This is a genomic window from Bradyrhizobium sp. Ken01 (assembly GCF_055807355.1).
Window position 1 is genome coordinate 93,214 of sequence record NZ_JBVVPC010000013.1, and the last position, 26,945, is coordinate 120,158.

Genomic DNA, 26,945 nt, shown 5'->3' on the forward strand with positions numbered 1-26,945 from the left:
TTGGTGGCGGATCGCCCCGCTACCGCTCGAGATAGCCCAGTTCCGCGCTCATGACCTTGCGAGCATATTCGCTGAAGGCATCGATCAACCGGGCGCGCGCGGCATAAGGTGGATAGAGCAGTGCGATCGTAACGGGGACAGCCGGGTTGAACGGGCGCGTGACCAGAGCCGCGCCAGAGCTTTCGTCATGCGCGGCAATCGGGTTGATAATGCTGATGCCGAGGCCCGCGGCGACCAGGGCACAGACCGATGCGCCGAGATCGGTCTCAGCAACGATGCGGCGCGTGACGCTGGCCTGCGCGAAGATCGTATCGATGCGATCGTAGAGTGGACTCCCCGTGGCGAAGGAGATGAAGGCCTCGTCGGCGAAATCGGCAGGGCGTAGCGTTTTCTTCTGCGCAAGACGATGCGCCTTCGGCATGATCGCGACGCAACGGGTCTTGAGCACCGGCTCGACATGCACCCCCGCAACCTCGCCGTAGAGCATTGCCAATGCGGTGTCGCAAAGCCCGGAACTGACCCAGTCGTGCACGGCACTCGCCGTGCCGGATCGGATCGAGATCATCACATGCGGATAGTCCACCTTGAAGCGAGCCGCGATGCGTGTCAGCAGCCCGCCGGCCAGGCGCGGCATCGCCGCAACGCTTAACCGACCCATGCCGAACGAGCGGATGCTGGCTGCGCTGGCCTCCAGTCCCGCCAGGCCGATGAAAGTCTTCTCGACCTCCTGGAAAAAGCGCGATCCGTCCACCGTCGGGCGGAGGCGGCCGCCACTGCGATCGAACAGGGGGAATTGTGTGATCGCTTCCAGCTGTCCGATCAGGCGGCTGATCTGGGGTTGCGAGGTATGCATGCGCTGAGCCGCCTGCGTCATCGATCCCGTCACGAAGACCGCCCGAAAGGCCTCCACATGCTTCAGGCCCATGCGTCTGGTGGCCATATCAAATCCGTATAGGAGAGTATGAAACTGGAATTTCATCAGATCGGGCTTTTGGACGATAGTCCAGAGCACGGAGCTGTTCGCACGGAGCCGTCCTGGGGTTGCTCACCCGCCCCGTGGACGGCGTCACAGGCATTCGCGACAAGAGGGGACATATGAAAGCGACGATGATCAAGGCACTGGCCGCGGCGACCGTCGCTGGTGTTCTTCTTTCCAGCGAGGCCATGGCCCAGGGTGCGGGCAGGCTGGACAAGATCCGTGAGAGCGGCTCGATCACATTGGGGTATCCCGAGACCTCGGTGCCCTTCGCCTATCTCGACGGCAACCAGAAGCCGATCGGTTACACCGTGGAAATCTGTGAACAGGTGGTGCAGGCGATCAAGACGGCCCTCAAGCTTCCCAAGCTCGAGGTTCGCTACAACCCCATAACCTCAGCGACACGTATTCAGCTGCTCGCCAACGGCACGATCGATCTCGAATGCGGCAACACGACCAATAATGTCGAGCGGCATAAACTTGTTGCCTTCGCTCCCACCACCTTCGTTGCGCAGGTCGTCCTTGTCGCGCGCAAGGATGGCGGGGTCGATGTCAACGACCCGGCTTCGTTTCGCGGCAAGGCCATCGCCGCCCAGGCCGGCGGCCAGACTTTCAAGGTGATTACGCTGATCAACGCCAAGGACAATCTCGGCATCACGGTGGTGCCGGCGAAGGACACCGCCGAAACCTTCTTGTTGGTGTCGACGGGCCGGGTGGCCGGTACTGCCAACGATGACGGTCTCGCCTTTGCCACGGTCGCCTCGTCCAGAACGCCCGATGAATTCCTGATCGGCAGCAAGAGTCTCGAGACGGCGCCCTATGGTATCGTCCAACCCAAGGATGATCCTGCTTTCAAGAAGATGGTCGACGATGCCGTGATCGACCTGATGAAGAGCGGGCAGGTTGCGGCGCTCTACGACAAATATTTCAATTCACCGATCCCGCCGCATGGCCTCAACCTGAAATTCCCGATGAGCGCCGCCCTCAAGCGAGCGCTGGCCAACCCGACCGATTCCGGCGACCCGGCAGTCTACGAATGACGCGACAAGCGCTCTAGAGGTCTCGCAATGGCACATCAACACGGTTCAAGTCCGGCGGGCGCCGGGTTGCCACCCATCGACCTGCGCAGCGATACCGTCACCAAGCCGACCGAGGCGATGTATGCCCGCATGGCCTCGGCGCCGCTCGGCGATGACGGGCTGGACGGTGACCCCACGGTGCAGGAGCTGGAGGCCGTCGCAGCTGCGGCGTTGGGCAAGGACGCCGGCCTGTTTGTGCCGAGCTGTACCATGGCCAATCTGCTGGCGACGCTGGCGCAGTCGCAACGCAGCGAACAGATCGTGCTGGAATCGAACGCCCATATGTACACCTCGGAACGAGGGGCGGCGACGTTTACGGGGCAGTTCTACCTCGCAATTTCAGGCACCGCCGGCGCAATGGACCTGAACTTGCTGGAGGATGCCCTGCAGGGCGAAGGGCTCAAGCTCGGGACCGCTCTTGTCGCAATGGAAACCTCACACAACAACGCGAGCGGCGCCGTATTGCCGCTGGATCATATGCAGGCCGTGCACGCCATGGCCTCGGCCCGCGGTGTCCCGGTGCATCTCGACGGCGCGCGGCTGTTCAACGCCGCCGTCGCCCTTGAAACGGCGCCGGCCGAAATTGCGAGACATTGCGACACGGTTTCTCTGTGTTTTTCGAAGGGCCTGAGCGCACCCGCCGGTGCCGTGCTCGCCGGGCCACGCGCAGTGATCGACAGCAGCCGCAGGTTTCGCCGCATGCTGGGAGGCACGCAGCGCCAGATCGGCGTCCTGGCCGCGGCCGGCCTGGAGGCGGTTCAGGTCATGGGGCCGCGTCTGGCGGAGGATCACCGGCGCGCGCGAGTCCTGAGTGATGCGCTGAACGCGATGCATCCAAAGATCAGCGCGACAATCCCGCAGACGAATATCGTGCAGGTTGATGTCTCTCTCTCCGGGCGCGACAGCGCCGTGTGGTCGGGGGCTCTCGAAAGGGCGGGCCTGAGGGCGAGGCCTTGGGGCAAGCATCGCTTGCGTTGTGTGACCCATCGCCATATCGATGATGCGGATATTGATCGCGCGGTCAGGGCATTTCGCACCGTGGCTGCGGCTTTGGTTTTAGAGCATCCGCCGATGTGAATCGGGTCTCTTGTAGCCCGGATGGAGCGAAGCGAAATCCGCGGCCGCTGCTTGCGAGGGGATACACCTTCCCGGATTGCGCAGCGCTCCATCCGGGCTACGAGATCGTTACTAGGTCAGCGCCCCCACCACCGCTCCCATCAGACACGTCGTCAGTGTCCCCGACACGATCGACTTCAGCCCGAGCGCGTTGATTTCCTCGCGCCGTTCCGGTGCCATCACGCCGAGACCGCCGATCATGATGCCGAGGCTGGCGAAGTTGGCGAAGCCGCACATCGCGTAGAGCATGATCAGGCGCGACCGCGGATCGAGCGTGCCCGGCGGCAGCTTTGAGAAGTCGACATAGGCGATCAATTCGTTGAGCACGGTCTTGGTGCCCATCAAGCTGCCTGCGGTGACGGCCTGATCCCAGGGCAATCCCATCAGCCAGCACACCGGCGCCATCACGAGGCCGAGCAGGCGCTGCAATGAGATCGCGGCGCCGCCGATATCAGGCAGCAGGCCGAAGATCGCATTGACGAGGTAGACCAGCGCCACCAGCACCAGCAGCATTGCGACGATGTTGATCAGCAGCTCGATCCCCGCGCCGGTCCCTTTCACGATCGCGTCCATCATGCCGGAGACTTCCGTCTCGGGCTCTTCCAGTGCGCCGCCGGTGCGCTTGTCGGATGTTTCGGGCACCATGATGAGGCTGACCAGGATCGCTGCCGGCGCGCCCAGCACCGAGGCGATGACGAAATGCGCGGCTGCGTCAGGAATGAGGGGAGCAAGCAGCGTCGCATACAGCACCAGCACCGTGCCGGCGATGCCGGCCATGCCGCCGGTCATCACCAGGAACAACTCGCTGCGGGTCATCTGCACGAGATAAGGCCGCACGAACAGCGGCGCCTCGACCATGCCGAGAAAGATATTGGCGGCGGTCGAGAGCCCGACCGCGCCGCCGACGCCGAGCGTCCGCTCCAGCAGCCAGGCCATGCCGCGCACGATCGGCGGCAGCACGCGCCAATAGAACAAGAGCGTCGTCAGCACGCTCATGACCAGCACGATCGGCAGCGCCTGGAACGCCAGGACGAAATCGGCACCCGGTGCTTTCAGGTCGAAGGGCAGGGGACCGCCGCCGACATAGCCGAACACGAAGGAGGAGCCGGCGCGCGAGGCCGCCGAAATCGCGCCCACGGCGTCGTTGATGGCACCGAAGGCGCGCGCGACGACCGGCACCTTCAGGAGAACGATCGCGGTGACGAAGGTGGCGACGAGGCCGATCGCCGCCTGGCGCAGCGAGGCCGCGCGGCGGTTCTCGCTCAGGACCAAGGCGATCAACAGCAATGCGAAAACGCCGAGTGCCGATTGCAGCCGCAGCATGATGTCCCCAAACCCCGATGATTATGGCCACCCCTGCGTTGCAAACGCAATGCCGGAAGATTGTCGGAGCGTCCCGCTGTTGACAAGCAGGTCCGCGTCAGCCACGCGGAGCACGTCGACATCAGGAGCCGGATAGTCCGAGCGTGACCGAACAGGCGATGCCAGACCAGCCAATATCGGGAAACCCGCCGGTCAGTGCCCGCGCGCTCCTCTCCCATCGCGCCTTCCTGTTCTTTCTGCTCTCGCGCAGCCTGTCGCGTTTCTCCAGCCAGATTGCGGCGGTCGCGATCGGCTGGCAGATCTACGATCTCACCGGCTCGGCCTTCGACCTCGGCATGGTCGGCCTCGTGCAATTCCTGCCCACGGCGCTGCTGGTATTCGTCGCCGGCCATGCCGCCGACCGCTACGAGCGCAAGCGCGTGGTCCAGCTCTGCCAGCTCGTGGAAGCCGCGACCGCGCTCTATCTCGGCGTCATCACCTATCTCGGCTTGGTCAGCGAAGTTCAGATTTTCGTGGCAACCTTCGTGCTCGGCATTGCCGGCGCGTTCGAGAGCCCGACCACCGCGGCGCTGCTGCCGGCGATCGCGCCGCAGGGCTCGCTCCAGCGCGCCACCGCCGTCTCCAGCGGTGCGGCGCAGGTCGCGACCATTACCGGCCCGGCGCTCGGCGGCTTCGCCTACGCAGTCGCACCACATCTCGCCTACACCGTGATGGTGCTGTTCTGGATCTTTGGGATGATCCTGACCGGCTTCATCCGGCCGCGCCCGCAGGCGATCGCCAAGGATATGGCAGGCGCCGACAATATTTTCGCCGGCGTCCGCTTCATCCGCAGCAATCCGGCGATCCTCGGCACCATCTCGCTCGATCTGTTCGCGGTGCTGTTCGGCGGCGTCACCGCGCTGTTGCCGATCTATGCCCGCGACATCCTCCAGACAGGTCCGATGGGGCTCGGAATCCTGCGCGCCGCGCCCGCGGTCGGCGCGCTGCTGATGACCATGGTGCTGGCCCGTCACGCCGTCTCGCGGCATGTGGGCCTGCGCATGTTCCAGGCGGTGATCGTGTTCGGCATCGCAACGATCGTGTTCGCTTTGTCGTCCTGGATGTGGCTGTCGGTGCTCGCGCTCGCCGTTCTTGGCGCGGCCGACACGATCAGCGTCGTGATCCGCTTCTCGCTGGTGCAGCTCGCGACCCCCGACGAGATGCGCGGCCGGGTCGGTGCGGTGAACTTCCTCTTCATCAACGCCTCCAACCAGCTCGGCCAGTTCGAGAGCGGAGTTGCCGCCGCACTGTTCGGCGCCATGTCGGCTGCCGTGCTGGGCGGCGTCTGCACGGTTGCAGTGGCGCTGTTGTGGATGAAGCTGTTTCCCAGCCTGCGGCGGGTGGAGAGCTTGGAGTAGGGACTCTTCGCCTCTCCCCGCTTGCGGGGAGAGGCCGGAATTCGCGCGTAGCGTGGATTCCGGGTGAGGGGGACTCTCCGCGAGTCTAGTTGCTACCGTGATTGCTGAAACAGCCCCTCACCCCAACCCTCTCCCCGTAGGAGAACGGGGAGAGGGAGAGAGCTTTGCGCGCAATGACCACTGCGGAAATACCGTAGATGAATCAATAGGGCGCCTACTGTGCATGGGGTTGTTTTCACGTTTTTTGATTCAGCCCCGTCCCACGAACGGCATCTTGGTTGCCATGACGGTCATGGTCAGCACGTTGGCATCGAGCGGCAGGCCGGCCATGTAGGCGACGGCATCGCCGACCGCTTTCGCATCCATGCGCGGCTCCTGCTTCGACGTGCCGTCGGGCTGCAGCACGCCGGGACCGTTGACCATGCGGTCGGTCATGGGCGTTGCGGCGTTGCCGATGTCGACCTGGCCGACCGCGATGTCGTACATGCGCCCGTCGAGGTTGGACGCCTTGGTGAGGCCGGTGATGGCGTGCTTGGTCGAGGTATAGGCCGCCGAGAACGGCCGCGGCGCATGCGCCGAGATCGAGCCGTTGTTGATGATGCGGCCGCCGCGGGGGCTCTGGTCCTTCATGATGCGGAAGGCGTGCTGGGTGCACAGGAACGGGCCGGTGAGGTTGGTGTTCACCACCGCCTGCCACTGCTCGAGGCTGAGATCCTCGAAATTCACCGGCGGTGCGCCCATGCCGGCATTGTTGAAGAGCACGTCGAGCCGGCCATAGGTGGCCTTCACCTTGTCGAACAGCGCGGCGATCGAGTCCGGCTTGGTCATGTCGGCGGTGACGCAGAGGCTCTTTCCGGCGGGGCCGAGCTTGGCCGTCTCCTCGAGCATGTCCGGCCGGCGCCCGACCAGCACCACGGTGAAGCCTGTGTTCATCAGCGCCAGCGAAGCCGCGCGCCCGACTCCGGTGCCGGCGCCCGTCACCACCGCGATCTTTTTCGCTTCACTCATCGTTTCCTGCCTTTTCTCTTGAGCTGTCAGGTTTTGGATTCTTTTTCGTTCTTGTAGGGCGGCCGCGGAATGTTCTGATGCGCGGCGCGCAAGGCCGCCGACCAGCGCGAGCGCAAATCGTGGAAATAGGGCTCCCCCGCCTCGATGCGGTGGTTGAGATCGGCCTCGCAGGCGTCGGCGCGCACCACCAGCACGTCGATCGGCAGGCCGACGCCGAGATTCGAGCGCATGGTCGAATCCATCGAGATCAGCCCGGTCTTCAGCGCCTCGTAGAGCTCGACGTCGTAGTGCATGGCGCGGTCGAGCACCGGCTTGCCGTATTTGTGCTCGCCGATCTGCAAATAGGGTGTGTCGGTGGTGCATTCGATGAAATTGCCGGCGGTGTAGACCATGAACAGGCGCATGCGCGCGCCATTGATCTGGCCGCCGAACAGGAAGGAGACGTCGAACGACACGTCCTCGGACCTCAGCGCCGGGCCCTCGGTCGCGTGCACGGCCCTGATCGCCCGGCCAATGCGCTGGGCGGCCTGGAACATGGTCGGCGCGTTCATCAGCGTCTCGATCTCACCCGTGTTGGGGTCTTCGAGGCCCTCGGTCAGCGTCGAGAGCACCGACTGGCTGACGGCGAGGTTGCCGGCGCTGGCGATCGCCATGATGCGGTCGCCGGGCTTGGAGAAGATGTGGAGCTTGCGGAAGGTCGAGACGTTGTCGAGGCCGGCATTGGTGCGGGTGTCGGCGATCATCACCAGACCGTCCCGAACCAGAATTCCGCAACAATAGGTCATTTCCAGTCCCCGAACGCGTTTGCGCGGAATTACTAGCCAATTTCAAGGGCCGCTCCAACCCCCGATTGCCGCGGGGCGGCAGGGTGAAGCTAGTGCGCGGGCGAGGGGCTTGCGTGGCGCGGTTCAGCTCTGCCGCTGGGACTGCGATTGCGACTGGCCGCCGCGGCCGGCCTGCTCGACCTTGACCGCCACTGACAGCGTCTCCGCTCCGCCGCCATAGCGCGTGCCGCGCACGGGGGCTGCGCCGAGATAATCGAGCCCGATCGCGACGCGGACGTGGGCGTCGGTGGCGCAGATGCTGTTGGCGGGATCGAAGCCGACCCAGCCGAGACCGTCGACATGGGCCTCCGCCCAGGCATGGCCCGCGTCCTGCTGCACCGTACCGTCGGAGCGCAGGAAGTGGCCGGAGACGAAGCGCGCCGGCACGCCCCCGCTGCGGGCGCAGGCGATGAAGATGTGCGCGTAGTCCTGGCAGACGCCGCGCTTGAGCGTGAACGCTTCCGCCGCCGACGTGCCGCTGTTGGTCGGGTCCTCGTCGAACGTCATGTGATCGCTGATTTGCGTCATCAGCGTATGCAGGAAGCCCAGCGTGTCGCTCTCGGCCTCGCTGCGCAGCTGGCGCGCGACCGCATGCATCGCCGGATTGACCGTGGTGAGGTCGGTGGCGCGCAAGAACATCCCTGCCGGAAAGCGTTCATCGGCGCCACGCAGAACGCCGCCGGTGTCGTGGGTCTCGATCAGCCCCTCGGCGGTGATCTTGATATCGCCGACCGGTCCGCAGGACAGCACGTGGGTGACGTTGCCGAACGCGTCCTCGTGGGTGTCGAGCTTGGTGTCGGTGGACACGTCGATCTGCCACTCCGCCACATATTGCCCGTCATGGCTGCCGGGCGTCATGCGCAGGATTTGGATCACGCTCGTGGCCTGCGGCTCGTAGCGATAGGTCGTGGTGTGCAGGATTCGCAGGCGCATGGTGGACCGTGAAGTTAGTGGTTAGACCCGACTGCCTACTGCGAAGAAGCTCGTCATGCCCGGGCTTGTCCCGGGCATCCACGATCTTCTTCGCACGCGAAAGCAAGAACGTGGATGGCCGGGACAAGCCCGGCCACGACGATATCCCGTTTTCATCAGCCGGGGGACATCAGATCAAATACTGCTTCGTGATGATTTCGCCCAGCCTGGAATTGTCCGAGATGAATTCCTGAATGAATTCATGCACGCCATGCTGGAAAATGTCGTTCATATTGCTGTGTTCCAGCCGGTTGCGGATGCCGCGGGCATGGCGCTGGGCCGGGCCCTGGCGGCCATAGGCGACCCCGATCTGATCGAGATTGCGCACGAGATTGCCGTAGCAGCTTGCGAGCGAACGCGGCAGTGAATCGTTGAGGATGAGCAAATCCGCGATCAGCCAGGGTTTCAGCGTCTCGCGATAGACCCAGTGATAGGCCGTCAGCGCCGAAACCGAGCGCAGGATAGAGGTCCACTGGTAGAAATCGAGCGGGCCGCCGACATGCTCCTCCTCGGGCAGCAGCACATGGTATTTCACGTCGAGAATGCGCGCGGTGTTGTCGGCGCGTTCGAGATGCAGGCCCATCCGCGAGAACCAGTAGGCGTCGTTGCGCAACATGGTCCGGTAGGCCGAGCCGTCGAAGCGCAGCGAGGTCTCCTGCACGAAGCGCAGGAATTTTGCGAGGTCCTCGCGCGTGGAGGTCCCTCTGCTCCAGACCTCCTGCAGTTCGATCCAGGCCGAGTTGATGGTGTCCCACATCTCGCTCGTCAGCGCTGTGCGCACCGAGCGCGAATTCAGCCGCGCGGCCTCGATGCAATTCCTGATCGACGACGGGTTGTCAGCCGAGAACGAGAGATAATCGACGACGTTGTGCTCGTTGGCTTCTTCATACTGCTGATAGAAGCTCGCGGCGACGCCGGCGGTCAAAAGCGCCGAGTCCCATTCGTTGGTTTTGCCGATATAGGCGGCGGGAAGCGCGGTGACGCGTAGCGTCGCATCGATGGTGCGCGCGAGATACTCGGCCCGTTCGACGTAGCGGGCGAGCCAATAGAGGTTTTCGGCGGTACGCGACAGCATCTCTCTACTCGTCCAGGATCCAGGTATCTTTGGTGCCGCCGCCCTGGCTCGAATTCACCACCAGAGAGCCTTCCTTCAGGGCAACGCGTGTCAACCCGCCGGGCACGATCGTGGTGCTCTTACTGCCGGTGAGCACGAACGGCCGCAGGTCCACGTGGCGCGGCGCAAGGCCGGATGCCGTGCAGGTCGGGCAGGTCGAGAGCGCCAGCGTCGGCTGCGCAATGAAGCCTTCGGGCTCGCGCTTGAGCTTTTCGCGGAAGGCCTCGATTGTCGCCTTGGTCGCGGCAGGTCCGATCAGCATGCCGTAGCCGCCGGAGCCGTGCACCTCCTTCACGACGAGTTCGCTCAAATTATCCAGCACATAGGCGAGGTCCTTCGGCTCGCGGCAGCGCCAGGTCTGCACGTTCTTCAGGATCGGCTCCTCGCCCAGGTAGAATTTTACGATGTCGGGCATGTAGGAGTAGATCGCCTTGTCGTCGGCGATGCCGGTGCCGACGGCGTTGGCGAGCGTGATGTTGCCGGCCGCATAGGCCGACATCAGCCCGGGCACGCCGAGCGCGGAGTCGGGGCGGAAGGTGAGGGGATCGAGGTAGTCGTCGTCGACGCGGCGGTAGATGACGTCGACCCGTTTCACGCCCTCGGTCGTCCGCATGAACACTTCGTTGTTCTTGACGATGAGATCGCGGCCCTCGACCAGCTCGATTCCGAGCTTGTCGGCGAGGAAGGAGTGCTCGTAATAGGCCGAGTTGTAGACGCCCGGCGTGAGCAACGCGACGGTCGGCTCGCCGGAGGCGCTTTGCGGCGCCACCGAGCGCAAGGCCGATAGCAGCTCGTCCGGATAGCGTTCGACCGGCGCCACCCTGTGACGGGCGAACAGGTCCGGAAACAGCCGCATCATGATCTCGCGGTTTTCCAGCATGTAGGACACGCCCGAGGGCGTGCGCGCATTGTCCTCCAGCACGATGAAGTCCTCGGAATCGACCCTGACGATGTCGATACCGGCGATGTGCACGTAGACGTCGTGCGGCACCTGCTGTCCGTTCATCTCGGGACGGAAGACCGGGTTCTGAAAGATGAGGTCGTCGGGCACGATCTCGGCGCGGAGGATGTCGCGGCCGTGATAGATGTCGCGCAGGAACATGTTGAGCGCGCGCACGCGCTGCTTGAGGCCCTTCTCCAGCAGCGACCATTCCTTGCCGGACATGATCCGCGGGATCACGTCGAAGGGAATCAGGCGCTCGGTGGACTCGGCCTCGCCATAGACGGCGAAGGTGATGCCGATCCGGCGGAACAGGAGCTCGGCCTCCTGGCGGCGATATTCGAGCGCCTCGGGAGGCGTCTCCTTGAGCCAGCGCGCCAGCTCCTGATAGGCGGGGCGAAGGTCCCCACCGGGAATGTTCATTTCATCAAACGCGACTGCCATAGATCCCGACTTGTCTCCGCAAGGCGTTGCGCCATTCGACAGGCCGCCAGGCCTTGGTGAAGACCGCAACGTCCTGGCCATGCGGCAAGAGTGCATGACTTTCATGCGGTAGCAAGGGCCGGGCCAGCGCGATAAGCATGGGGAGAGGACATTTGCCGGGGATGGCCGGCGGCTTGCCTGAAAAAATGGCTGAGGACTGCTTATTTCGGCAGCAAAACCGCGTGACTTCAACGCGTTACCTCGGCAAAGTCGGGCCGATAGGTGAGGGACTTGAGGTATGAGCGAGATCGTCACGGCGGGCATTCTGGTCATTGGGGACGAAATCCTGTCCGGCCGGACCAAGGACAAGAACATCGGCTTCATCGCCGAATACCTGACCAATATCGGCATCGACCTGAAGGAGGTCCGGGTCGTCTCCGACGACGAGCCCGACATCATTGCGGCGCTGGATGCACTGCGGCATCGCTACACCTATGTCTTCACCACAGGCGGCATCGGGCCGACCCATGACGACATCACCGCCGACAGCGTCGCCAAGGCGTTCGGCGTCGGCATCGACCATCACCCGGAGGTGGTCGCCCGTTTCCGCGAGCGCTGGAGCGAGCAGGACCTCAACGAGGCCCGCCTGCGCATGGCCCGCATCCCCGATGGTGCCGAGCTGATCCAGAGCGCGACCATCCTCGCCCCCGGCTTCAAGATCGGCAATGTCATCGTCATGGCGGGCGTGCCCTCGATCATGCAGGCGATGATGGACATTGTCTCGCCCAAGCTGAAATCGGGCGTGCGCATGCTTTCCGAATCGGTCCGCGCCAATGCGCGGGAGGGCGACATCGGCGGCCCGCTGCGGGCGATTGCCGCCCAACATCCCGACACCATCATCGGCAGCTATCCCTTCATGGATGAAGAGCAGAAGCCGAACACCAATCTGGTGGTGCGCTCGCGCGATGCGGACAAGCTCGCAGCCGCAATGGCGGCGGTGAAGGAAATGCTGGCGGGATTGAACATCACCCGCTAGCAACCTAGCTGCCGGCAGGCGAAGCAGGAGACGAGGATGGCTGGTGAAGCACCGGAACTAAGTGCGGAAGAACGGGCGGGCCGCCCCTTTCCGGTCTCGTGGGACCAGTTCCACCGGGATTGCCGGGCACTGACCTGGCGGCTCAATGAGGTTGGTCCGTTTCATGCGGTGATCGCGATCACCCGCGGCGGCCTTGTGCCGGCGGCGATCGTGGCGCGCGAGCTCGGCGTGCGCGTGATCGATACGGTCTGCATCGCCAGCTACGACCACGACAAGCAGGGCGACCTCAAAGTGCTGAAGGGCATTTCCGAAGACGTGATGAAGCTTGGCGGCGGCACCGGCAAGGGGCTTTTGATCGTCGACGACCTCGTCGACACCGGCAAGACCGGCAAGCTGGTGCGCGCGATGCTGCCCGACGCGCATTTCGCCACCGTCTACGCCAAGCCGAAGGGACGTCCGCTGGTTGACACCTTCATCACGGAAGTCTCGCAGGACACCTGGATCTTCTTTCCCTGGGACACGGCGCTGTCCTACCACCCGCCGCTCCGCGACGGCGCGGCGTGATCATCGCCGTCATTGCGAGCGCAGCGAAGCAATCCAGAAATGTGTCCGCGGAAACAGTCTGGATTGCTTCGTCGCTTCGCTCCGCGCAATGACGGGCGGAGGCGACCATGCCCCTGCAAAACCGCGTCACGCCGACCGGCGAGATCGTTGCCACGCCGCACCGCGGCCTGTTCACCGGCAACCGCGGCATCATCCATGATCCCGCGACCAAGACGCTGTTGAAAAAGCGCTGGTCGTCGCCGGCCTGGATCGTTTGCCTGTGCGAATTCCGCGGTTGGCGCCGGCCGGTGATGGCGCGGCGGAGCTGGACCGAGCTCTTCTTCCTCGACGAGGCCACGGCCTTTGCCGCAGGCCACCGTCCCTGCTTCTTCTGCCGTCGCGACGATGCCAAGCGCTTCCGCGTTGCGTGGGAGACGGGCAACGGTGCCAGCGGCATCAGCGCCAAGGCAATGGACGCCGTACTGCATCGGGAACGGCTCGATCGTGGCAAGAAACGGCTGCATGCGTTGCCGATGCCACTCGCGGAATTGCCGGATGGCGCGATGGTGCAACAGGGCGATGACTGCTTCCTCGTCGCGCAGGGCAAGGCGCTGCCGTGGTCACCCGCGGGCTACGCCCCGCATCCGAGCGCTCTCGATCATCCGATGTTGCTGACGCCGCCTTCCACGCTGCGCGCGATCATCGCTGGATATCAACTTGTGCTGCATCCGACCGCGCGCAGCTAGCGCAGCGGCTTGCCGTCTTCATCCACTGTCGTGCGCGCATCGCGCAGCGCCCATTCGCGGATCACTTGGCGGCAGCGTGTCAGCTCGGCTCCGCTCGCGGCATTCGCATCCTTCGACGCACGCTCCATGATTGCTTTGCAATTGAGAAGCACGGAACGATCCTCTGCATACGCAGGCAGCGCGAAAGCTGCAAGCGCTGCAATGGTGAACGCCAGACGGACCACCGCCTTAACCCAGCTTCTCGCGTGCCAGCGCGGCACCGGCCCCAAGCGCCATCAGCTTGGCTTCGGCGATCTCGCGCCGCATCGGCGCCATGCCGCAATTGGTGGTGGCGATGATGTTGCTCTTGGGTACGAATTTCGACACCGCGTCGATCACCTGCACGACATCCTCGGCGGTCTCGACCGTGTCGCTGGCGACGTCGATCACGCCGGCCTGCACGATCTTGGACTTGAGCAGCGCGAGCAGGTCGAGCGGCACCTTCGAGTTGCGGCACTCGATCGCGACCTGCTGGATCGGGCTGGCGTCGATCGCGGGAAAGATCTGCTCGTACTGCCGCCATTGCGCGCCGAGCGTTTCCTTCCAATCGGTGTTGGCCTTGATGCCGTAGCCGTAGCAGATATGCACGGCGGTGGCGCAGGTCAGGCCTTGCGCGGCGCGCTCCAGCGCCTTGATACCCCAGTCGTTGACCTCGTCCATGTAGACGTTGAACGCGGGCTCGTCGAATTGCACGAGATCGACGCCGTCGGCCTGGAGCGCCTTGGCTTCCTCGTTCAGGAGTTCGGCGAACGCAAAGGCCATCTTGACGCGGTCGCCATAGTAGCGATCCGCAATGGTGTCGATGATGGTCATGGGACCGGGCAGGGTGAATTTCAGCTTCTTCTTGGTGTGCGCGCGGGCGACGCGCGCCTCGTCGGCGTGGACGCGGCTCTTCAGCCGGAGCGGGGCGACGACCTGCGGCACCATCGCCTTGTAGCGGTCCTTGCGGATGCCCATCTCGACCTTGTGGGCGAAATCGATGCCCTCGATCTTCTCCAGGAAACCGTGGACGAAATGTTGCCGGGCCTGCTCGCCCTCGGTGACGATGTCGATCCCGGCATCCTCCTGGACTTTGACGGCAAGCATCGTCGCATCGCGCTTGGCGCGGACGAGCTCGTCGCCTTGCGACTTCCAGGGCGCCCAGAGCATGTTGGGTTCGGCGAGCCATTCCGGCTTCGGCAAGGAGCCGGCGATCGTGGTTGGAAACAGCATGGCGGCCCTCTCGGCGAGTTGTGATTGCGCCCCTTCCTGCCATGTCTTAACGTCGAGGTACAGAACAACAAAAGTCGCCTTGAAACCGGCGGCGCCGGACCGGAAACGCCATGATCGAATTCTTCTTCGACTGTTCCAGCCCCTGGACCTATCTCGCCTTCCACAACATCCAGCCGCTGGCCCGGGAGGTTGGCGCGGAGATCATCTGGCGGCCGATCCTGGTGGGCGGCATCTTCAATACGGCCAACCCAAGTGTCTATGCTCAGCGTGAGACACCGGTGCCGCTGAAGGCGCGCTACATGAAAAAGGACCTTGCCGACTGGTCGCGCTCGGCCGGTCTCGCGATCAAGATGCCGCCGACGGTATTTCCGGTGAACAGCGTCAAAGCGATGCGCGGCTGCATCTGGCTCGGACAGGAAACGGTGCCTTTCGCCACGGCGGTGTTCGAGGCCTATTGGGGCGAGGACAAGGACATCTCGCAGGATCCAGTGCTCGCCGAGATCTGCAGGAAGGTCGGCGTCGACGAGCAGAAATTCTTCGCCGGCATTTCCGGGCAGGGGATCAAGGACCAACTCAAGGCCAACACCGAAGAGGTCGTCGCTCGCGGCGGCTTTGGCTCGCCGACGATCTTTGTCGGCAAGACCGACATGTATTTCGGCAATGACCGCCTGCCGTTGATCCGCGAGGCGCTGCTGCGCGACAAGGCGAGCGCGGCCTGATGGTGCGGGCTGTCGTCTGCCGCGCGCTCGGCGCGCCCGAAAAATTGCAGCTCGAAGAGCATCGGTCGCGCGAGCTGAAGCCGGGCGAAGTGCGCGTCGCGATCCGTGCCGCCGGCCTGAATTTTCCAGACATGCTGATGGCGGCCGGCGAGTACCAGCTCAAGCCGGAGCTGCCGTTCACGCCGGGAATGGAGGCGGCCGGCGACGTGACCGAGGTCAGCGCAGGGGCGAGCGGCGTCGCAGCCGGCGACAAGGTCATCGTCAAGATGCGGCACGGCGCCTTCGCCGATGAAGCACTGGTGATGCCGTCGCAGCTCACGCCGATGCCATCGACGTTCGACTATGCGGAAGCCGCGACCTATCTCGCCGGGCACGGCACCGCCTATCACGCGCTGATCGACCGCGGCCGGGTCGAGCCGGGGGAGGTGCTGCTGGTGCATGGTGCCGGTGGGGGCGTGGGCCTTGCCGCCGTGGAGATTGGCAAGATGCTGGGCGCGACCGTGATCGCGACCGCGTCCAGCGACGAAAAGCTCGCGATTGCCAAGGCGCGCGGCGCCGATCATCTCGTGCGCTACGACCGCGAGCCGTTTCGTGATGCTGTCAAGCGCATCACCGACGGTCGCGGTGCCGACGTCGTGTTCGATCCCGTCGGCGGCGAAGTGTTCGAGAATTCGATGCGTTGCATCGCCTGGGGCGCGCGGCTGCTGGTGATCGGCTTCACGGGCGGCATCGGCTCGGCGAAAACCAATCTCCTGCTGATCAAGGGTGCCAGCGTGCTCGGCGTGCGCGCCGGTGAGGCGGTACGGAAAAATCCCGCGCTCGGCGAGGTCAGGCTGAAGGCACTGCTCCAATGGGCCGAGGAGGGCAAGCTGCGGCCCCACGTCTCGCACCGCCTGCCGCTGGAGGAGGTTGCGAAGGCGATGCGGTTGCTGATCGACCGCAAGGCGATCGGACGTGTGGCGTTGATGATGGACTAAGTGCCTACAAGGTCACTTGTACTCCCGCTCCGTCCACCACGGGAAATAGTCGGGCATATCGCTCGACACCTTGTCCTTGAACTGAGCTGGGCGCTTCTCCAGGAACGACACCACGCCCTCTTTGACATCTTCAGAGCGGCCGCGGGCGTAGATGCCGCGGCTGTCGACCTTGTGGGCTTCCATGGGATCGTCGGCGCCCATCATGCGCCACATCATCTGGCGGATCAGTGCCACCGACACCGGCGCCGTCTTCGCCGCGAATTCCTTGGCGAGCGCGCGTGCGGTCGGTAGCAGATCATCAGGGGCTACGACCTTGCTGACGAGGCGACCGCCGAGGGCTTCCTGCGCCGGGAAGACGCGGCCCGAATAGCACCATTCCAGCGCCTGCGAGATGCCGACGATGCGCGGCAGGAACCAGCTCGAGGCGGCCTCCGGCACGATGCCGCGCTGGGAGAACACGAAGCCAAAGCGCGCGGCCTCGGACGCGATGCGGATGTCCATCGCGAGCTGCATGGTGACGCCGATGCCGACCGCGGGACCGTTGACCGCGGCAATCACCGGCTTCAGGCATTTGAAGATGCGCAACGTCACCTGGCCGCCGCCGTCGCGCACCTGGGAATCGCTGTAGTCGACCTTGCCGTCGGCGAAGCGCTTCACCGGCCCGCGTCGGGCGTCGCGATCGAACGTATCCGCGCCCGACGAAAGGTCTGCGCCCGCGCAAAAACCGCGGCCGGCGCCTGTGACGATGATGGCGCGGACGTCGTCGTCCTTGTCGGCGGCGTCGAACGCGTCGATCAGCTCTCCCTGCATCTGAGCGTTGAAGGCGTTGAGCTTGTCGGGCCGGTTCAGCGTGATGGTGAGGATCTGCTCGGCGACCTCGTATTTGATCGTCTCATACGCCATGGTGGTTTCCTTCCTTTTCTTTGTTATTGGTGTTGCTACGCAGCCTGCCGTCATGCCCGGGCTTGTCCCGCCTGCGCGACCGAAGCCGCTTCGGCGAGGCGAAGGCCCGGGCATCCACGTACTTGCTTCAGTGCAAGCGTATAGACGTGGATGGCCGGGACAAGCCCGGCCATGACGGAGTATGTAGATTACTTCGCCGGCGGGCTGGGCCAGGGCTTCTGCGGCCCGCGCAGGCTCTCGAACGCCTTGGCCATGCCAAGCACGCCGATATCGTCGAAGCGGCGGCCGACGATCTGCACGCCGATGGGAAAACCCCTGGGGTCGAAGCCGCCGTTAATGGAGATCGCCGGATTTTCCGACATATTCCATGGCACGGTATAGGCGATGTGTTCGAACGGCTTCATGGGATCGTTGGTCGGCGAGGCCCACTCCGCCGGATAGTTCACGTTCGGCGCGGTCGGCGAGATCACATAGTCGAGCTCGCAGAACAGTTTTGATGCCGCAGCGCGGATTGCCATGGTCTGGTTGAAGCCCCTGATGACGTCGATACCCGAGAGCTTCGCGCCGGGTTCGCCCCACTTGAAAATGTAGGGCAGCACCTTGGCCTGTTCGGCGGGCGTCAGCTTCGACAGGTCATCCCACATCCGTGCGCGCCAAAAGTTGTCGAGGCCGTCGAGCATCTCGCGCGTGAGGATGCCGTCGACTTCGGTGACGACGGCCCCTGCGGACTCGAATGCCTTTGCCGCCTTCACGGCGACATCGCGCACCGGTTTCTCCAGCGCCAGACCAACGCCGGGATCGAGCATCAATCCGATGCGGAGTTTGCGCGGGGATTTCTCCAGCCCCTTCCAGTTGAGGGGTTCCGCGGGCAGGCTCGTGCCGTCGCGCCGGTCGGGTTTTGCGATCGCGCTCATCATCAGCGCGCAATCGTCGACGGTGCGGGTCATGGGACCGGCGACGCGGCCGACATAGGCGGGATCGATCGGCACGCGGCCAAAGTTCGGCTTGAATCCGACGAGGCCGCACCAGCCCGCGGGCAGGCGGACCGAGCCGCCGATATCGGTCCCGAGATGCAGCGGACCATAGCCAGCCGCCGCAGCGGCGCCCGCGCCGGCACTGGAGCCGCCGGGATTCTTGGAGAGGTCCCAGGGATTACGCGCGAGCGCATGGAAAGAGGATAGCCCCGAAGACAGCATGCCGTAATCGGGCATGGTGGTCTTGGCGAAGATGATCGCACCGGCCTCGCGCAGCCGCGCGGCGGGCGGCGCGTCCTTCTCGGCCGGCACCAACTTGACGCTGGCCGCGCCCAGCGGCACCGGCACGCCCTTGGTCGCGATGTTGTCCTTCACGGTCACCGGCACGCCGTCGAGCGCGCCGGACGGCTCGCCCCCGGACCATCGTGCGGTCGAGGCCTTCGCGGCCTCGCGCGCGCCGTCGGGATCGAATGCATAAAGCGCCTTGAGGTGCGGCTCCCAAGCTGCGACGTGCGCGAGCACGTCTTCCAGCACCTCGCTCGGCGAGAACTGCTTGGCGCGATAGCCCGCGATCAGATCGACTGCGGAGAGATCGTGCAACGAGGTGACTTCCTCTTCGACGCTCTTTTTATGCATGGGCACCCACCGGCATACGGGTCTCGATGATCCGGGCGAACATGCTGGCACCGATCGGCAGGATCTTGTCGTCGAGCACGAAGCCGGGATTGTGCACGGGCACCGAGCCGTCGTGGCCGACCCAGAAATAGGCGCCGGGAATGGTTTGCAGCATGTCGGCGAAATCCTCGCTGCCCATCTTCGGCTGGGCGCGGGTGATCACGTTGGCGGGGTCGACGATGGTGCGCGCGACCTCCTCGACCACCTTGGACTGCTCGACCTGGTTGACCAGTACGTCGAAGGTGTCGCGGATGTCGACGTCGATCACGCATTGATAGGCGCTCGCGATGCCGGCGCAGATCGTGCGAATGCGTTCGCTGATCAGGGTGCGGACTTCTTTCGAGAAAGTGCGGATGGTGCCGCAGAGATGCGCGTCACCGGGGATGACGTTGTACGCCGAACCGGCGTGAATCTGCGTGATCGAGACGACGGCGGCTTGCAGCGGCTCGACATTGCGGCTGACGATGGTCTGGATCGCCTGCGCCAGCGTGGTCGCGATGATCACAGCGTCCTTGGAGCGCTCCGGCATCGCACCGTGCGCGCCATAGCCGGTGATGCGGAGGTCGAAGAAGTCGGCGCTGGCCATCGCGGGGCCGGGCAGGATCGCGATCTCGCCGTGGTTGAGGTCGGGCGCGTTGTGCAGTCCGTAGAGTTCGTCGCACGGAAATTTCTCGAACAGCCCGTCCTTGATCATCGCGCGGGCGCCGCCGAGGCCTTCCTCGGCCGGCTGGAAGATCAGGTGTACTGTGCCGTCGAAATTCTTGGTTTCGGCGAGGTAACGCGCGGTGCCGAGCAGCATGGTGGTGTGGCCGTCATGGCCACAGCCGTGGAAGCGGCCGGGAATCTTCGAACTCCACTTCAGATTGGTGTTCTCCTCCATCGGCAGCGCGTCCATGTCGGCGCGAAGCCCGATACGCTTGCCGCTCGAACCCTTGCCCTTGATGATTCCGATCACGCCGGTGCCGCCGAGACCGCGATGCACCTCGATGCCCCAGCTCTTCAGCTTGTCCGCGACGATTCCGGAGGTGCGCACTTCCTCGAAGCCGATTTCCGGATGGGCGTGAAGGTCGCGCCTGATAGCGGTGAGTTCGTCGGCATAGCCGTCGATGCGCTCGATCGTGGGCATGTGTTCTGTCCAGTTAGCGTGAGGAGGGAGTGAAAACCGGGCCGTTCGGCTTGATGCGGATGCCCGGCCGCAGGCGTGTCCATGGCAGCGTCGCTGTGTCGGCCGGCATCGCGCCAGGGGCGGCGCAGATCATCAGCTTTTCCGCGATCGGCTCGAAATCGGCGCGGAAGTGCACCGAGCTCTTGTTGACCAAAATCTTCTGTTCGGTCGGCTCGATGCCGACATAGCGGTACATGGCCTGGTCGGCGAGCTGCGCCTTGTGCGAGGAGACGACGATTCGGACGTCGCCGATGCGAAGGCAGGCGGACGGGCCCATCTCCATCTCGCGGCCGCCATAGTAGGGACCGGGCGCGATGAAGCGGCCGTCGGAGAGTTTTTCGACGACGAAGGCCTCACGATAGGGCTCGTCGCCGGGAATGCCGGACTTGCCGCCGAGCGACAGCGTCACGGTGGCACCGGCGCCGGCTGCATGCGCGGCCTTGGCCGATTCCGGATCGTAGATCGCGCCGGTCGCGGCACTGGCCTTGTTGCGGACCAGCGCGCGCAGCATGCCGGTGGTGTCGGAATCGCCGCCGGCGCCCGGATTGTCCTGGGTATCGGCGATGATGATGGGCTTGCTGGCGCCCTTCGAGAGTTCCATCGCGTGGCGCACGCCGTCATCGGGTGACCAGATCTTGCCGTCGAAATCGTCCTCATGGCTTTCGATCAACTTCACGATCACATCCGCAGCGCGGTCGGCATCGGCTTGCGTCTTGCCATAGGCGAACACGCTCGGCCCGCAATCGCGGAAATCGGCGGCGGGGAAGCCGGGCGCGAAGGACAGCGTCGGAACGGCGTCGCTCTCGAGCGCGGCAAGCTTTTCGTAGATGCCCTTGGTCGGCTGGTCGTTGGTGCACTGCCAGCTGATCGGGATCAGGAACGGCAATTGCCGGAAGGATTTTGCAAAACGCTGCCTGGTGTTCAGGAGGAGCGCGAGATGTTTGGCCGAGGCGCGGCCGGTCTCGGCCATGTCGACATGGGGATAGGTGCGGTAGGCGATCAGCGCGTCCGCGTGCTCCATCATCTCGGGGGTGACGTTGGCGTGGAGGTCGAGGCTGGTGACCAGCGGAATGTCCTTGCCGATGACGCGGCGCACGCGCGCGAGAATCTCGCCTTCGCCGTCGTCGAGATGTTCCGTGACCATCGCGCCGTGCAGATCGAGATAGACGGCGTCGATCGGGCCGGCGGCAGCGATGCCATCGACCATGACCTTCACGATGCGCTCGAAGGCGTCCTTGGTGACATGCGCCGAAGGGCTCGCGCCGCAGGCAATCGTTGGAATGAGTTCCCAGCCGTTAGCCTCGGCGCTGTCGACGAAACCGGCGAGGCCGACATTGATGCGGCGCATCACCTTCAGCACGTCGGGACCTTGCGTCATCGCCGGCCAGCCGCCGCCGTGCTGGAAATCCGCGAAAGTCGCCTTCGTCGGAGCGAAGGTGTTGGTCTCGTGCAGGAAGCCGCCGACGGCGATACGTGTCATCAACTCAAGTCCAGCAATTGAAAGTGCGCGACGTTAGCCCTGTGCTTGCGGCGAGAGCAAGCCGGGAAGCAATCGCGGCGCGCATGGCGTCAGATCGTTTTGGGAATGCTGCTCCGCCGTCGTTCCGGGGCGCGCCACTTCGGCGCGAGCCCGGAATCCATCGTGCGACGGAGTCTGCTGCCCGATGGATTCCGGGCTCATCGCTTCGCGACGCCCCGGAATGACGAGGCGAGAGACTAGGCGCTAGCCGCCACGCCCTCGGCCACTGGCCGGAAGTTCGCAAAATCCCAGCCGCGGCCTGGCGCGGCCTCGAGCAAGGCTCTGGTGTACGCCTCCTTCGGATGCGTCAGCACTTCGGCGGCCGGGCCCTGCTCGACAACGCGGCCGTGCTGCATCACCACGACCTCGTCGCAGATCTGTGCTGCGACGCGCAGATCGTGAGTGATGAACAGGATGGCGATGCCGAGCCGCTTCTGGATCTCGTCGAATAGGTCCAGCACCTGCGCCTGCACGGAGACGTCGAGGGCGGAGACCGCCTCGTCCGCGACCAACACGTCGGGATCGAGCGCGAGCGCGCGGGCGATCGCAATGCGCTGACGCTGGCCGCCGGAAAACTGGTGCGGATAGCGTGCGACCGCATCGGCGGGCAGGCCGACCAGCTCCAGCAATTCGCGGGCACGCTTCATTGCGTCGGCATGCGACACGCCGTAATTGATCGGGCCTTCCGCAATGCTTTCGCCGACGGTGACGCGCGGGTTGAGCGAGCGATAGGGGTCCTGGAATACGATCTGGATCTTCTTGCGATGCGGCTGCAACAGCCGCCGCGAAATGTCCGAGATCTCGCGGCCGGAGAGGCGTACGCCACCGGAGGTCGGGTCGATCAGGCGGACGATGCAGCGCGCCACGGTCGATTTGCCTGAGCCGCTCTCGCCGACGATGCCGAGCGTGCGACCCTTGCGTAGCGTCAGCGTGACCCTGTCGGCAGCGACGACTTCGCGGCCTTTACCGAAGAACGCGCGCTCGCGATAGACCTTGCCGAGCTCGTTGGCCTCCAGCACCACCGGTTCCTTGGTCTCAGGCCGTGCCGCGCGCGGCACCAGGCTCGGCACTGCAGAGAGCAGGTTGCGGGTGTATTCCATGGTCGGATTGCGCAGGATGGAATCCAGCGTTCCGGTCTCGACCAGTCGGCCCTGCCGCATCACCGCGACGCGGTCGGCGATCTCTGCGACCACGCCCATGTCGTGGGTGATGAACAGCACGGCGGTTCCGTGATCGCGCTGGAGGTCGCGGATCAGGGTCAAGATCTGCTTCTGCGTGGTGACGTCGAGCGCGGTGGTCGGTTCGTCCGCGATGAGCAGCTTCGGTTCGAGCACGAGTGCCATCGCAATCATGATGCGCTGGCGCTGACCGCCGGAGAGTCGGTGAGGATAGGAGGCAAAGATACGCTCGACCTGGGGCAGGCGCACCTGCTCCATCATGTCGAGGATGCGCTTCTTGCGCGCCTTCGCATCGAGTTTGGTGTGCGCGCGCAGGACTTCGTCGATCTGGCGGCCAACCGGCATCACCGGATTGAGTGCCGTCATCGGCTCCTGGAAGATCATCGCCATCCGCGTCGCGCGGAGCTGCCGCAGGCGGCGGTCGGTCGCGGTGAGAATCTCCTCGCCGACCAGCTTGACGCTGCCGCCGGTGGGAATCAGGGTGCCCTTCGGCAGCAGACCCATCGTGGTCAGCGAGGTCACCGACTTGCCCGAGCCGCTTTCGCCGACGAGGCACAGCGTCTCGCGCTCGTGCACCTGGATCGAGATGCCGTCGATGATGTTTGCGGCGTTCGGCTTCTTGCCGACGGAGACGACGAGGTTGTTGATGTCGAGGATGGGGCTGGTCATCACTTGATCGGTCATCATTTGCCTTCCCGCTGCTTCATGCGCGGATCGAGTGCGTCGCGGGCGGCATCGCCGATCAAATTAATGCTGAGGATCGCGATCGAGAGCAGCAGGCCCGGCCAGAAGATCAGCGTCGGCTTGAGCTGGAAGTACTGACGGCCCTCGGCCATGATGTTGCCCCAGGTCGGCGTTTCCGGCGAGATGCCGGCGCCGAGGAAGGAGAGGATGGCCTCGGTGAGGATCGCGGACGCGCAGACGTAGCTGCCCTGCACGATCAGAGGTGCGATCGTGTTCGGCATCAAATGCCGCCACATGATCTTCGGCAGGGATGTGCCGACGGAGATCGCCGCTTCGACATAGGGCTCTTCGCGCGCCGAGAGCACGACCGAGCGCACCAGGCGTGCCACGCGCGGAACTTCGGGGATCGTGATCGCGATCAAGACGGTCCAAAGGCTGGCGCCGGACAGCGACACCACGGCGATTGCCAGCAGGATGCTCGGCATTGCCATCAGGCCGTCCATGATCCGCATCATGACCGAATCGACCAGCTTGAAGAAGCCGGAGACGAGGCCGATCGCCAACCCAATGACGATCGACATGATCGCCGAACCGATGCCGATCAGAAGCGAAATGCGTCCGCCATACATGACGCGCGACAGCAGGTCGCGGCCATAGGCGTCGGTGCCGAGCAGGAATTGCGCCGAAGAGGGCTTCAGCCGCTGCGAGGGCGCAAGCTGGATCGGATCATACGGCGCGATCAACGGCGCCAGGATCGAGATCAGCACAACCAACGCCAGGCAGATGGTCGCTGCCGCGATGATCGGCGTCGAGGTCAGGAATCCGAAGCGCGGCCGCAGCGGCGACGTGATCGGGATGGACGACTGGGGAAGGGTATCGACAGACATTCTTGTTGTTATCCTTAGCCCTAGTACCGGATCCGGGGATCGAGCAGCGTATAGGCGACGTCGATCAGGAGGTTGACGACGACGTAGATCAACGACGTCAGCAAGATCATCGCCTGGATCACCGGATAGTCGCGCGCCAGCACCGCATCCACTGTGAGGCGGCCGATGCCGGGGATGTTGAACACGCTCTCGGTGACGACGACCCCGGAGATCAGAAGCGCAAAGCCGGTACCGATCACCGTGATCACGGGCACGGCGGCGTTGCGCAGCGCATGGCGCATCATCACGGCGACTTCGTTGATGCCTTTTGCGCGCGCGGTGCGGACGTAATCCTCGCCGAGCACGTCGAGCATCGCCGCGCGCGTCATGCGCGCGATCAACGCGATGTAGATGAAGGACAGTGCGCAGGTGGGCAGGATGATGCGCTCGAAGAACGGCCCGAAACCGTTCGAGATGCTGCGGAAGCCCTGCACCGGCACCCAGCGCAGGTCGATCGCGAAGACCTCGATCAGGATGTAGCCGACCACGAACACCGGCACCGAGAAGCCGAGCACGGACAGGCCCATCACGAAGCGGTCGATCCAGGTGCCGTGCTTCCAGGCCGCGATCACACCCAGGGGAACGGCGACGATGACGGCGAGGATGATGGTCGACAGCGCAATCGAGATCGACGGCTCGACCCGCTGGCCGATCATCTTCATCACCGGAAGGTTGGAGATGAGTGAAGTTCCGAGATCGCCATGCAGCAGCTTGTTCAGCCAGGTGATGAACTGCACGATCAGCGGCTCGTTTAGGCCGAGCGAGGTGCGGATGCGCTCGAGCCGCTCCGGCGTGGCGTTGTCGCCGGCAAGAATCGCGGCGGGATCGCCCGGGGTGAGGCGGAGCAGGAGGAAGACGAATAGCGCCACCACGCCCATCACGGGCACGGCGGCGAGAATTCGGCGAAGGAGATATCCGAGCAAGTTGGATCCCGTCAGATTAGAGTCAGATCAGAGACAGCGGCTGAAGGCTGCGTTCTGCCACCAGCCTAACATTTCAGCAATTCCCATGCCATCCGGGCCACCGTTTTTGCAGTGCGGTCAACTTGTTTCGCTGATCTGGCCCGGTTTTGGCGACGTGGCTCGCGCCGTTACTCCAGAGTCGCGAGCAGCCCCGCCATCAGCCGGCCGCGTTCGACCAGACTTTCAACCTCGATATACTCTTCGAGCGTGTGGCCGTTGCCGCCACGCACGCCCAGGCCGTCGAGAGTCGGGATGCCCATTGCGCCGGTGAAATTGCCGTCGGAGCCGCCGCCGGCGCTCGCATGCGGCAGTTCTGCGCCGAGCGACTTGGCGATCCCGCGCGCCTTTTCATACAGCGCCATGGTGCCGGCATCGGGCTCCCAGACCGGACGTGTCACGCCGCGCGTCACCTTGAAGGTGACATCATTGGTTGTACCGGAGAGCGCCAGCATCCTCCCAACGCCGCGATCGAGGTCGGCCTGGCGCTTGGCCATCGAAAGCGCTTCGCCGGTGGCGGTCGTGGCAACGCAATTGACCCATTGACCCCCGTGCACGACGCCGACGGAGAACGTGCAGTCCTCGCCCGTCATCGCGTCGATGGCGAGGATTTGCCGCGCCATCTCGCGGATAGCAGAGCGGCCCGCCGACAAGGTCGCGCCGGCGTGGCTGGGCCGGCCGGTCGCCTCGAGATTGAATCGCGCGATGGCGTAACGTCCGGTGGTGACGCCGTTGTCAGCGCGGCCGGGCTCCGGCACCAGCACGTATTTGTTGCGCGCGGCCTCCGCCTCGATGATATCGCGCGTGGAGGGTGTGCCGACTTCCTCGTCGGGCGTGAACAGCACGGTGATCGGCAGTGGCGTCGTGAGCGAGGCGCGGGCCAGTTGCCGGATCGCTTCCAGCGAAAGATAATTGCCGCCCTTCATGTCGTAGATGCCGGGTCCGTAGCACTTGCTGCCCTCGCGGCGCCATTTCAGCTTCTCGATGGTGCCCGTGGGGTGGACGGTATCCATGTGTCCGGCAATCAGGATGCCGGGCTCGCCTTGCTTCGGATGCGGAAAGCGGGCGCGGATCACGCCGCCAAAGCCCTGGCGACCGGCGATGCGCTCGATCGTCGCACCCATGATCGCCATCTCCCGCGCCGCGATATCGAGCATGCGATTCACGGCGCTCGCGTCCCAGGTCGGGCTTTCGCATTCCACCCAGCCGCGCAGGCCCTGGAGCATCGCTTCGGAATCGAAGGGAAGATTGGCTGGATTCATCTCAATGTCTCTCCAATGTCTCTTGGGCTTCGGAACATGGAACGCGCATTGCATCGGCGCGGGTCAGGACAGGCGGAGAGCGTTTTAGAGCCAAACCGATCCTTGTGGAGCCCGCGCGCGCGCCGCTTGGGCTTGCAGCGAAACCGGATTGACGCGCTCGGCACTGTCTGCAAGTCTCGAAAAGATAAAGGCATTGCATGAGGTTAGTTCGCCTAAAGAACGAACCGGATGCTCAATCGATAACCTGCCTTTGAAC

25 protein-coding genes are annotated in these 26,945 nt (G+C 64.4%); 8 read left to right on the top strand and 17 right to left on the bottom strand.

The annotated features are described in order from the left end of the window. Window positions 1–19: 19 nt before the first annotated feature. Window positions 20–940 carry a LysR substrate-binding domain-containing protein gene (locus AC0L3S_RS15390; RefSeq protein WP_473279630.1) on the bottom strand — a complete coding sequence of 307 codons (921 nt, stop codon included), beginning with the start codon at window positions 938–940 and terminating at the stop codon, window positions 20–22. Between the two features lie 155 nt (window positions 941–1,095). Here AC0L3S_RS15390 and AC0L3S_RS15395 point away from each other — a divergent pair, with 155 nt between their 5' ends. Both AC0L3S_RS15395 and AC0L3S_RS15400 read left to right on the top strand, forming a co-directional pair. Continuing rightward, window positions 1,096–2,016 carry an amino acid ABC transporter substrate-binding protein gene (locus tag AC0L3S_RS15395; protein WP_473279631.1) on the top strand — a complete coding sequence of 307 codons (921 nt, stop codon included), beginning with the start codon at window positions 1,096–1,098 and terminating at the stop codon, window positions 2,014–2,016. A 27-nt stretch (window positions 2,017–2,043) separates the two neighbouring features. Continuing rightward, window positions 2,044–3,132, top strand: coding sequence for a threonine aldolase family protein (locus tag AC0L3S_RS15400; RefSeq protein ID WP_473279632.1), 1,089 nt, complete (start codon window positions 2,044–2,046; stop codon window positions 3,130–3,132). A gap of 111 nt (window positions 3,133–3,243) precedes the next feature. Here the strand turns inward: AC0L3S_RS15400 and AC0L3S_RS15405 are convergent, their stop codons facing one another. Further along, on the bottom strand, window positions 3,244–4,494 hold the full coding sequence (locus AC0L3S_RS15405; protein WP_473279633.1) for a NupC/NupG family nucleoside CNT transporter: 1,251 nt from the start codon (window positions 4,492–4,494) through the stop codon (window positions 3,244–3,246). A gap of 158 nt (window positions 4,495–4,652) precedes the next feature. On the opposite strand from AC0L3S_RS15405, the gene AC0L3S_RS15410 reads away from it, so the two are divergent. Further along, on the top strand, window positions 4,653–5,891 hold the full coding sequence (locus tag AC0L3S_RS15410) for an MFS transporter (RefSeq protein WP_473279695.1): 1,239 nt from the start codon (window positions 4,653–4,655) through the stop codon (window positions 5,889–5,891). 249 nt (window positions 5,892–6,140) lie between these two features. On the opposite strand, the gene AC0L3S_RS15415 is transcribed toward AC0L3S_RS15410, so the two are convergent. The 5 genes from AC0L3S_RS15415 to AC0L3S_RS15435 form a co-directional block, all read right to left on the bottom strand. Beyond that, a complete protein-coding gene (locus tag AC0L3S_RS15415; RefSeq protein WP_007602492.1) occupies window positions 6,141–6,899 on the bottom strand; it encodes an SDR family oxidoreductase in 759 nt (252 codons plus the stop codon). A 26-nt stretch (window positions 6,900–6,925) separates the two neighbouring features. Next, entirely contained in the window at window positions 6,926–7,684 is a 759-nt protein-coding gene (locus AC0L3S_RS15420) for a proteasome-type protease (RefSeq protein WP_473279634.1), read from the bottom strand. A 123-nt stretch (window positions 7,685–7,807) separates the two neighbouring features. After that, window positions 7,808–8,656 (bottom strand): transglutaminase family protein, encoded by an 849-nt coding sequence (locus tag AC0L3S_RS15425; protein WP_473258893.1) that lies wholly within the window; start codon window positions 8,654–8,656, stop codon window positions 7,808–7,810. Window positions 8,657–8,825: 169 nt separating this feature from the next. Continuing rightward, complete coding sequence (locus tag AC0L3S_RS15430; RefSeq protein WP_027567757.1) at window positions 8,826–9,770, bottom strand: alpha-E domain-containing protein; 945 nt, start codon at window positions 9,768–9,770, stop codon at window positions 8,826–8,828. 4 nt (window positions 9,771–9,774) lie between these two features. Continuing rightward, complete coding sequence (locus AC0L3S_RS15435) at window positions 9,775–11,193, bottom strand: circularly permuted type 2 ATP-grasp protein (protein WP_473258890.1); 1,419 nt, start codon at window positions 11,191–11,193, stop codon at window positions 9,775–9,777. Window positions 11,194–11,470: 277 nt separating this feature from the next. On the opposite strand from AC0L3S_RS15435, the gene AC0L3S_RS15440 reads away from it, so the two are divergent. The 3 genes from AC0L3S_RS15440 to AC0L3S_RS15450 all read left to right on the top strand — a co-directional run bounded on the left by AC0L3S_RS15440 (window position 11,471) and on the right by AC0L3S_RS15450 (window position 13,497). Beyond that, a complete protein-coding gene (locus tag AC0L3S_RS15440; protein ID WP_063995835.1) occupies window positions 11,471–12,208 on the top strand; it encodes a competence/damage-inducible protein A in 738 nt (245 codons plus the stop codon). Window positions 12,209–12,244: 36 nt separating this feature from the next. Then, window positions 12,245–12,772: a xanthine phosphoribosyltransferase gene (gpt, locus tag AC0L3S_RS15445; protein WP_007602504.1), complete on the top strand. Its 528-nt coding sequence runs from the start codon at window positions 12,245–12,247 to the stop codon at window positions 12,770–12,772. A 107-nt stretch (window positions 12,773–12,879) separates the two neighbouring features. After that, window positions 12,880–13,497: a hypothetical protein gene (locus AC0L3S_RS15450; protein WP_473279635.1), complete on the top strand. Its 618-nt coding sequence runs from the start codon at window positions 12,880–12,882 to the stop codon at window positions 13,495–13,497. On the opposite strand, the gene AC0L3S_RS15455 is transcribed toward AC0L3S_RS15450, so the two are convergent. Both AC0L3S_RS15455 and AC0L3S_RS15460 read right to left on the bottom strand, forming a co-directional pair. After that, the gene (locus AC0L3S_RS15455; protein WP_473279636.1) at window positions 13,494–13,721 is read right to left on the bottom strand and encodes a hypothetical protein; all 228 of its coding nucleotides are present in this window, start codon (window positions 13,719–13,721) and stop codon (window positions 13,494–13,496) included. The two genes, AC0L3S_RS15450 and AC0L3S_RS15455, sit on opposite strands and share 4 nt — an antisense overlap. A 4-nt stretch (window positions 13,722–13,725) precedes the next feature. Further along, window positions 13,726–14,748 (bottom strand): methionine synthase, encoded by a 1,023-nt coding sequence (locus AC0L3S_RS15460; RefSeq protein ID WP_473279637.1) that lies wholly within the window; start codon window positions 14,746–14,748, stop codon window positions 13,726–13,728. A gap of 110 nt (window positions 14,749–14,858) precedes the next feature. Between AC0L3S_RS15460 and AC0L3S_RS15465 the strand changes: the two genes are divergently transcribed. Continuing rightward, window positions 14,859–15,467: a DsbA family protein gene (locus AC0L3S_RS15465; RefSeq protein WP_473279638.1), complete on the top strand. Its 609-nt coding sequence runs from the start codon at window positions 14,859–14,861 to the stop codon at window positions 15,465–15,467. Continuing rightward, window positions 15,467–16,444: an NADPH:quinone oxidoreductase family protein gene (locus tag AC0L3S_RS15470; protein WP_473279639.1), complete on the top strand. Its 978-nt coding sequence runs from the start codon at window positions 15,467–15,469 to the stop codon at window positions 16,442–16,444. The genes AC0L3S_RS15465 and AC0L3S_RS15470 overlap by 1 nt, the downstream gene beginning before the upstream one ends. A 12-nt stretch (window positions 16,445–16,456) precedes the next feature. On the opposite strand, the gene AC0L3S_RS15475 is transcribed toward AC0L3S_RS15470, so the two are convergent. The 8 genes from AC0L3S_RS15475 to AC0L3S_RS15510 all read right to left on the bottom strand — a co-directional run bounded on the left by AC0L3S_RS15475 (window position 16,457) and on the right by AC0L3S_RS15510 (window position 26,689). Beyond that, complete coding sequence (locus tag AC0L3S_RS15475) at window positions 16,457–17,347, bottom strand: crotonase/enoyl-CoA hydratase family protein (RefSeq protein ID WP_473279640.1); 891 nt, start codon at window positions 17,345–17,347, stop codon at window positions 16,457–16,459. Window positions 17,348–17,535: 188 nt separating this feature from the next. Beyond that, window positions 17,536–18,957: an amidase gene (locus AC0L3S_RS15480; protein ID WP_473279641.1), complete on the bottom strand. Its 1,422-nt coding sequence runs from the start codon at window positions 18,955–18,957 to the stop codon at window positions 17,536–17,538. Next, window positions 18,950–20,122: a M20 aminoacylase family protein gene (locus AC0L3S_RS15485; RefSeq protein ID WP_473258871.1), complete on the bottom strand. Its 1,173-nt coding sequence runs from the start codon at window positions 20,120–20,122 to the stop codon at window positions 18,950–18,952. The genes AC0L3S_RS15480 and AC0L3S_RS15485 overlap by 8 nt, the downstream gene beginning before the upstream one ends. A gap of 13 nt (window positions 20,123–20,135) precedes the next feature. Continuing rightward, window positions 20,136–21,641, bottom strand: coding sequence for a M81 family metallopeptidase (locus AC0L3S_RS15490; RefSeq protein WP_473279642.1), 1,506 nt, complete (start codon window positions 21,639–21,641; stop codon window positions 20,136–20,138). Window positions 21,642–21,877: 236 nt separating this feature from the next. Further along, entirely contained in the window at window positions 21,878–23,527 is a 1,650-nt protein-coding gene (locus tag AC0L3S_RS15495) for an ABC transporter ATP-binding protein (RefSeq protein ID WP_473279697.1), read from the bottom strand. Between the two features lie 14 nt (window positions 23,528–23,541). Next, on the bottom strand, window positions 23,542–24,429 hold the full coding sequence (locus AC0L3S_RS15500; RefSeq protein WP_007611875.1) for an ABC transporter permease: 888 nt from the start codon (window positions 24,427–24,429) through the stop codon (window positions 23,542–23,544). 20 nt (window positions 24,430–24,449) lie between these two features. After that, on the bottom strand, window positions 24,450–25,391 hold the full coding sequence (locus AC0L3S_RS15505; protein WP_007602533.1) for an ABC transporter permease: 942 nt from the start codon (window positions 25,389–25,391) through the stop codon (window positions 24,450–24,452). A gap of 167 nt (window positions 25,392–25,558) precedes the next feature. Further along, window positions 25,559–26,689, bottom strand: a complete 1,131-nt coding sequence (locus AC0L3S_RS15510; RefSeq protein ID WP_473279643.1) for a M20/M25/M40 family metallo-hydrolase — start codon at window positions 26,687–26,689, stop codon at window positions 25,559–25,561. Window positions 26,690–26,945 lie beyond the last annotated feature (256 nt).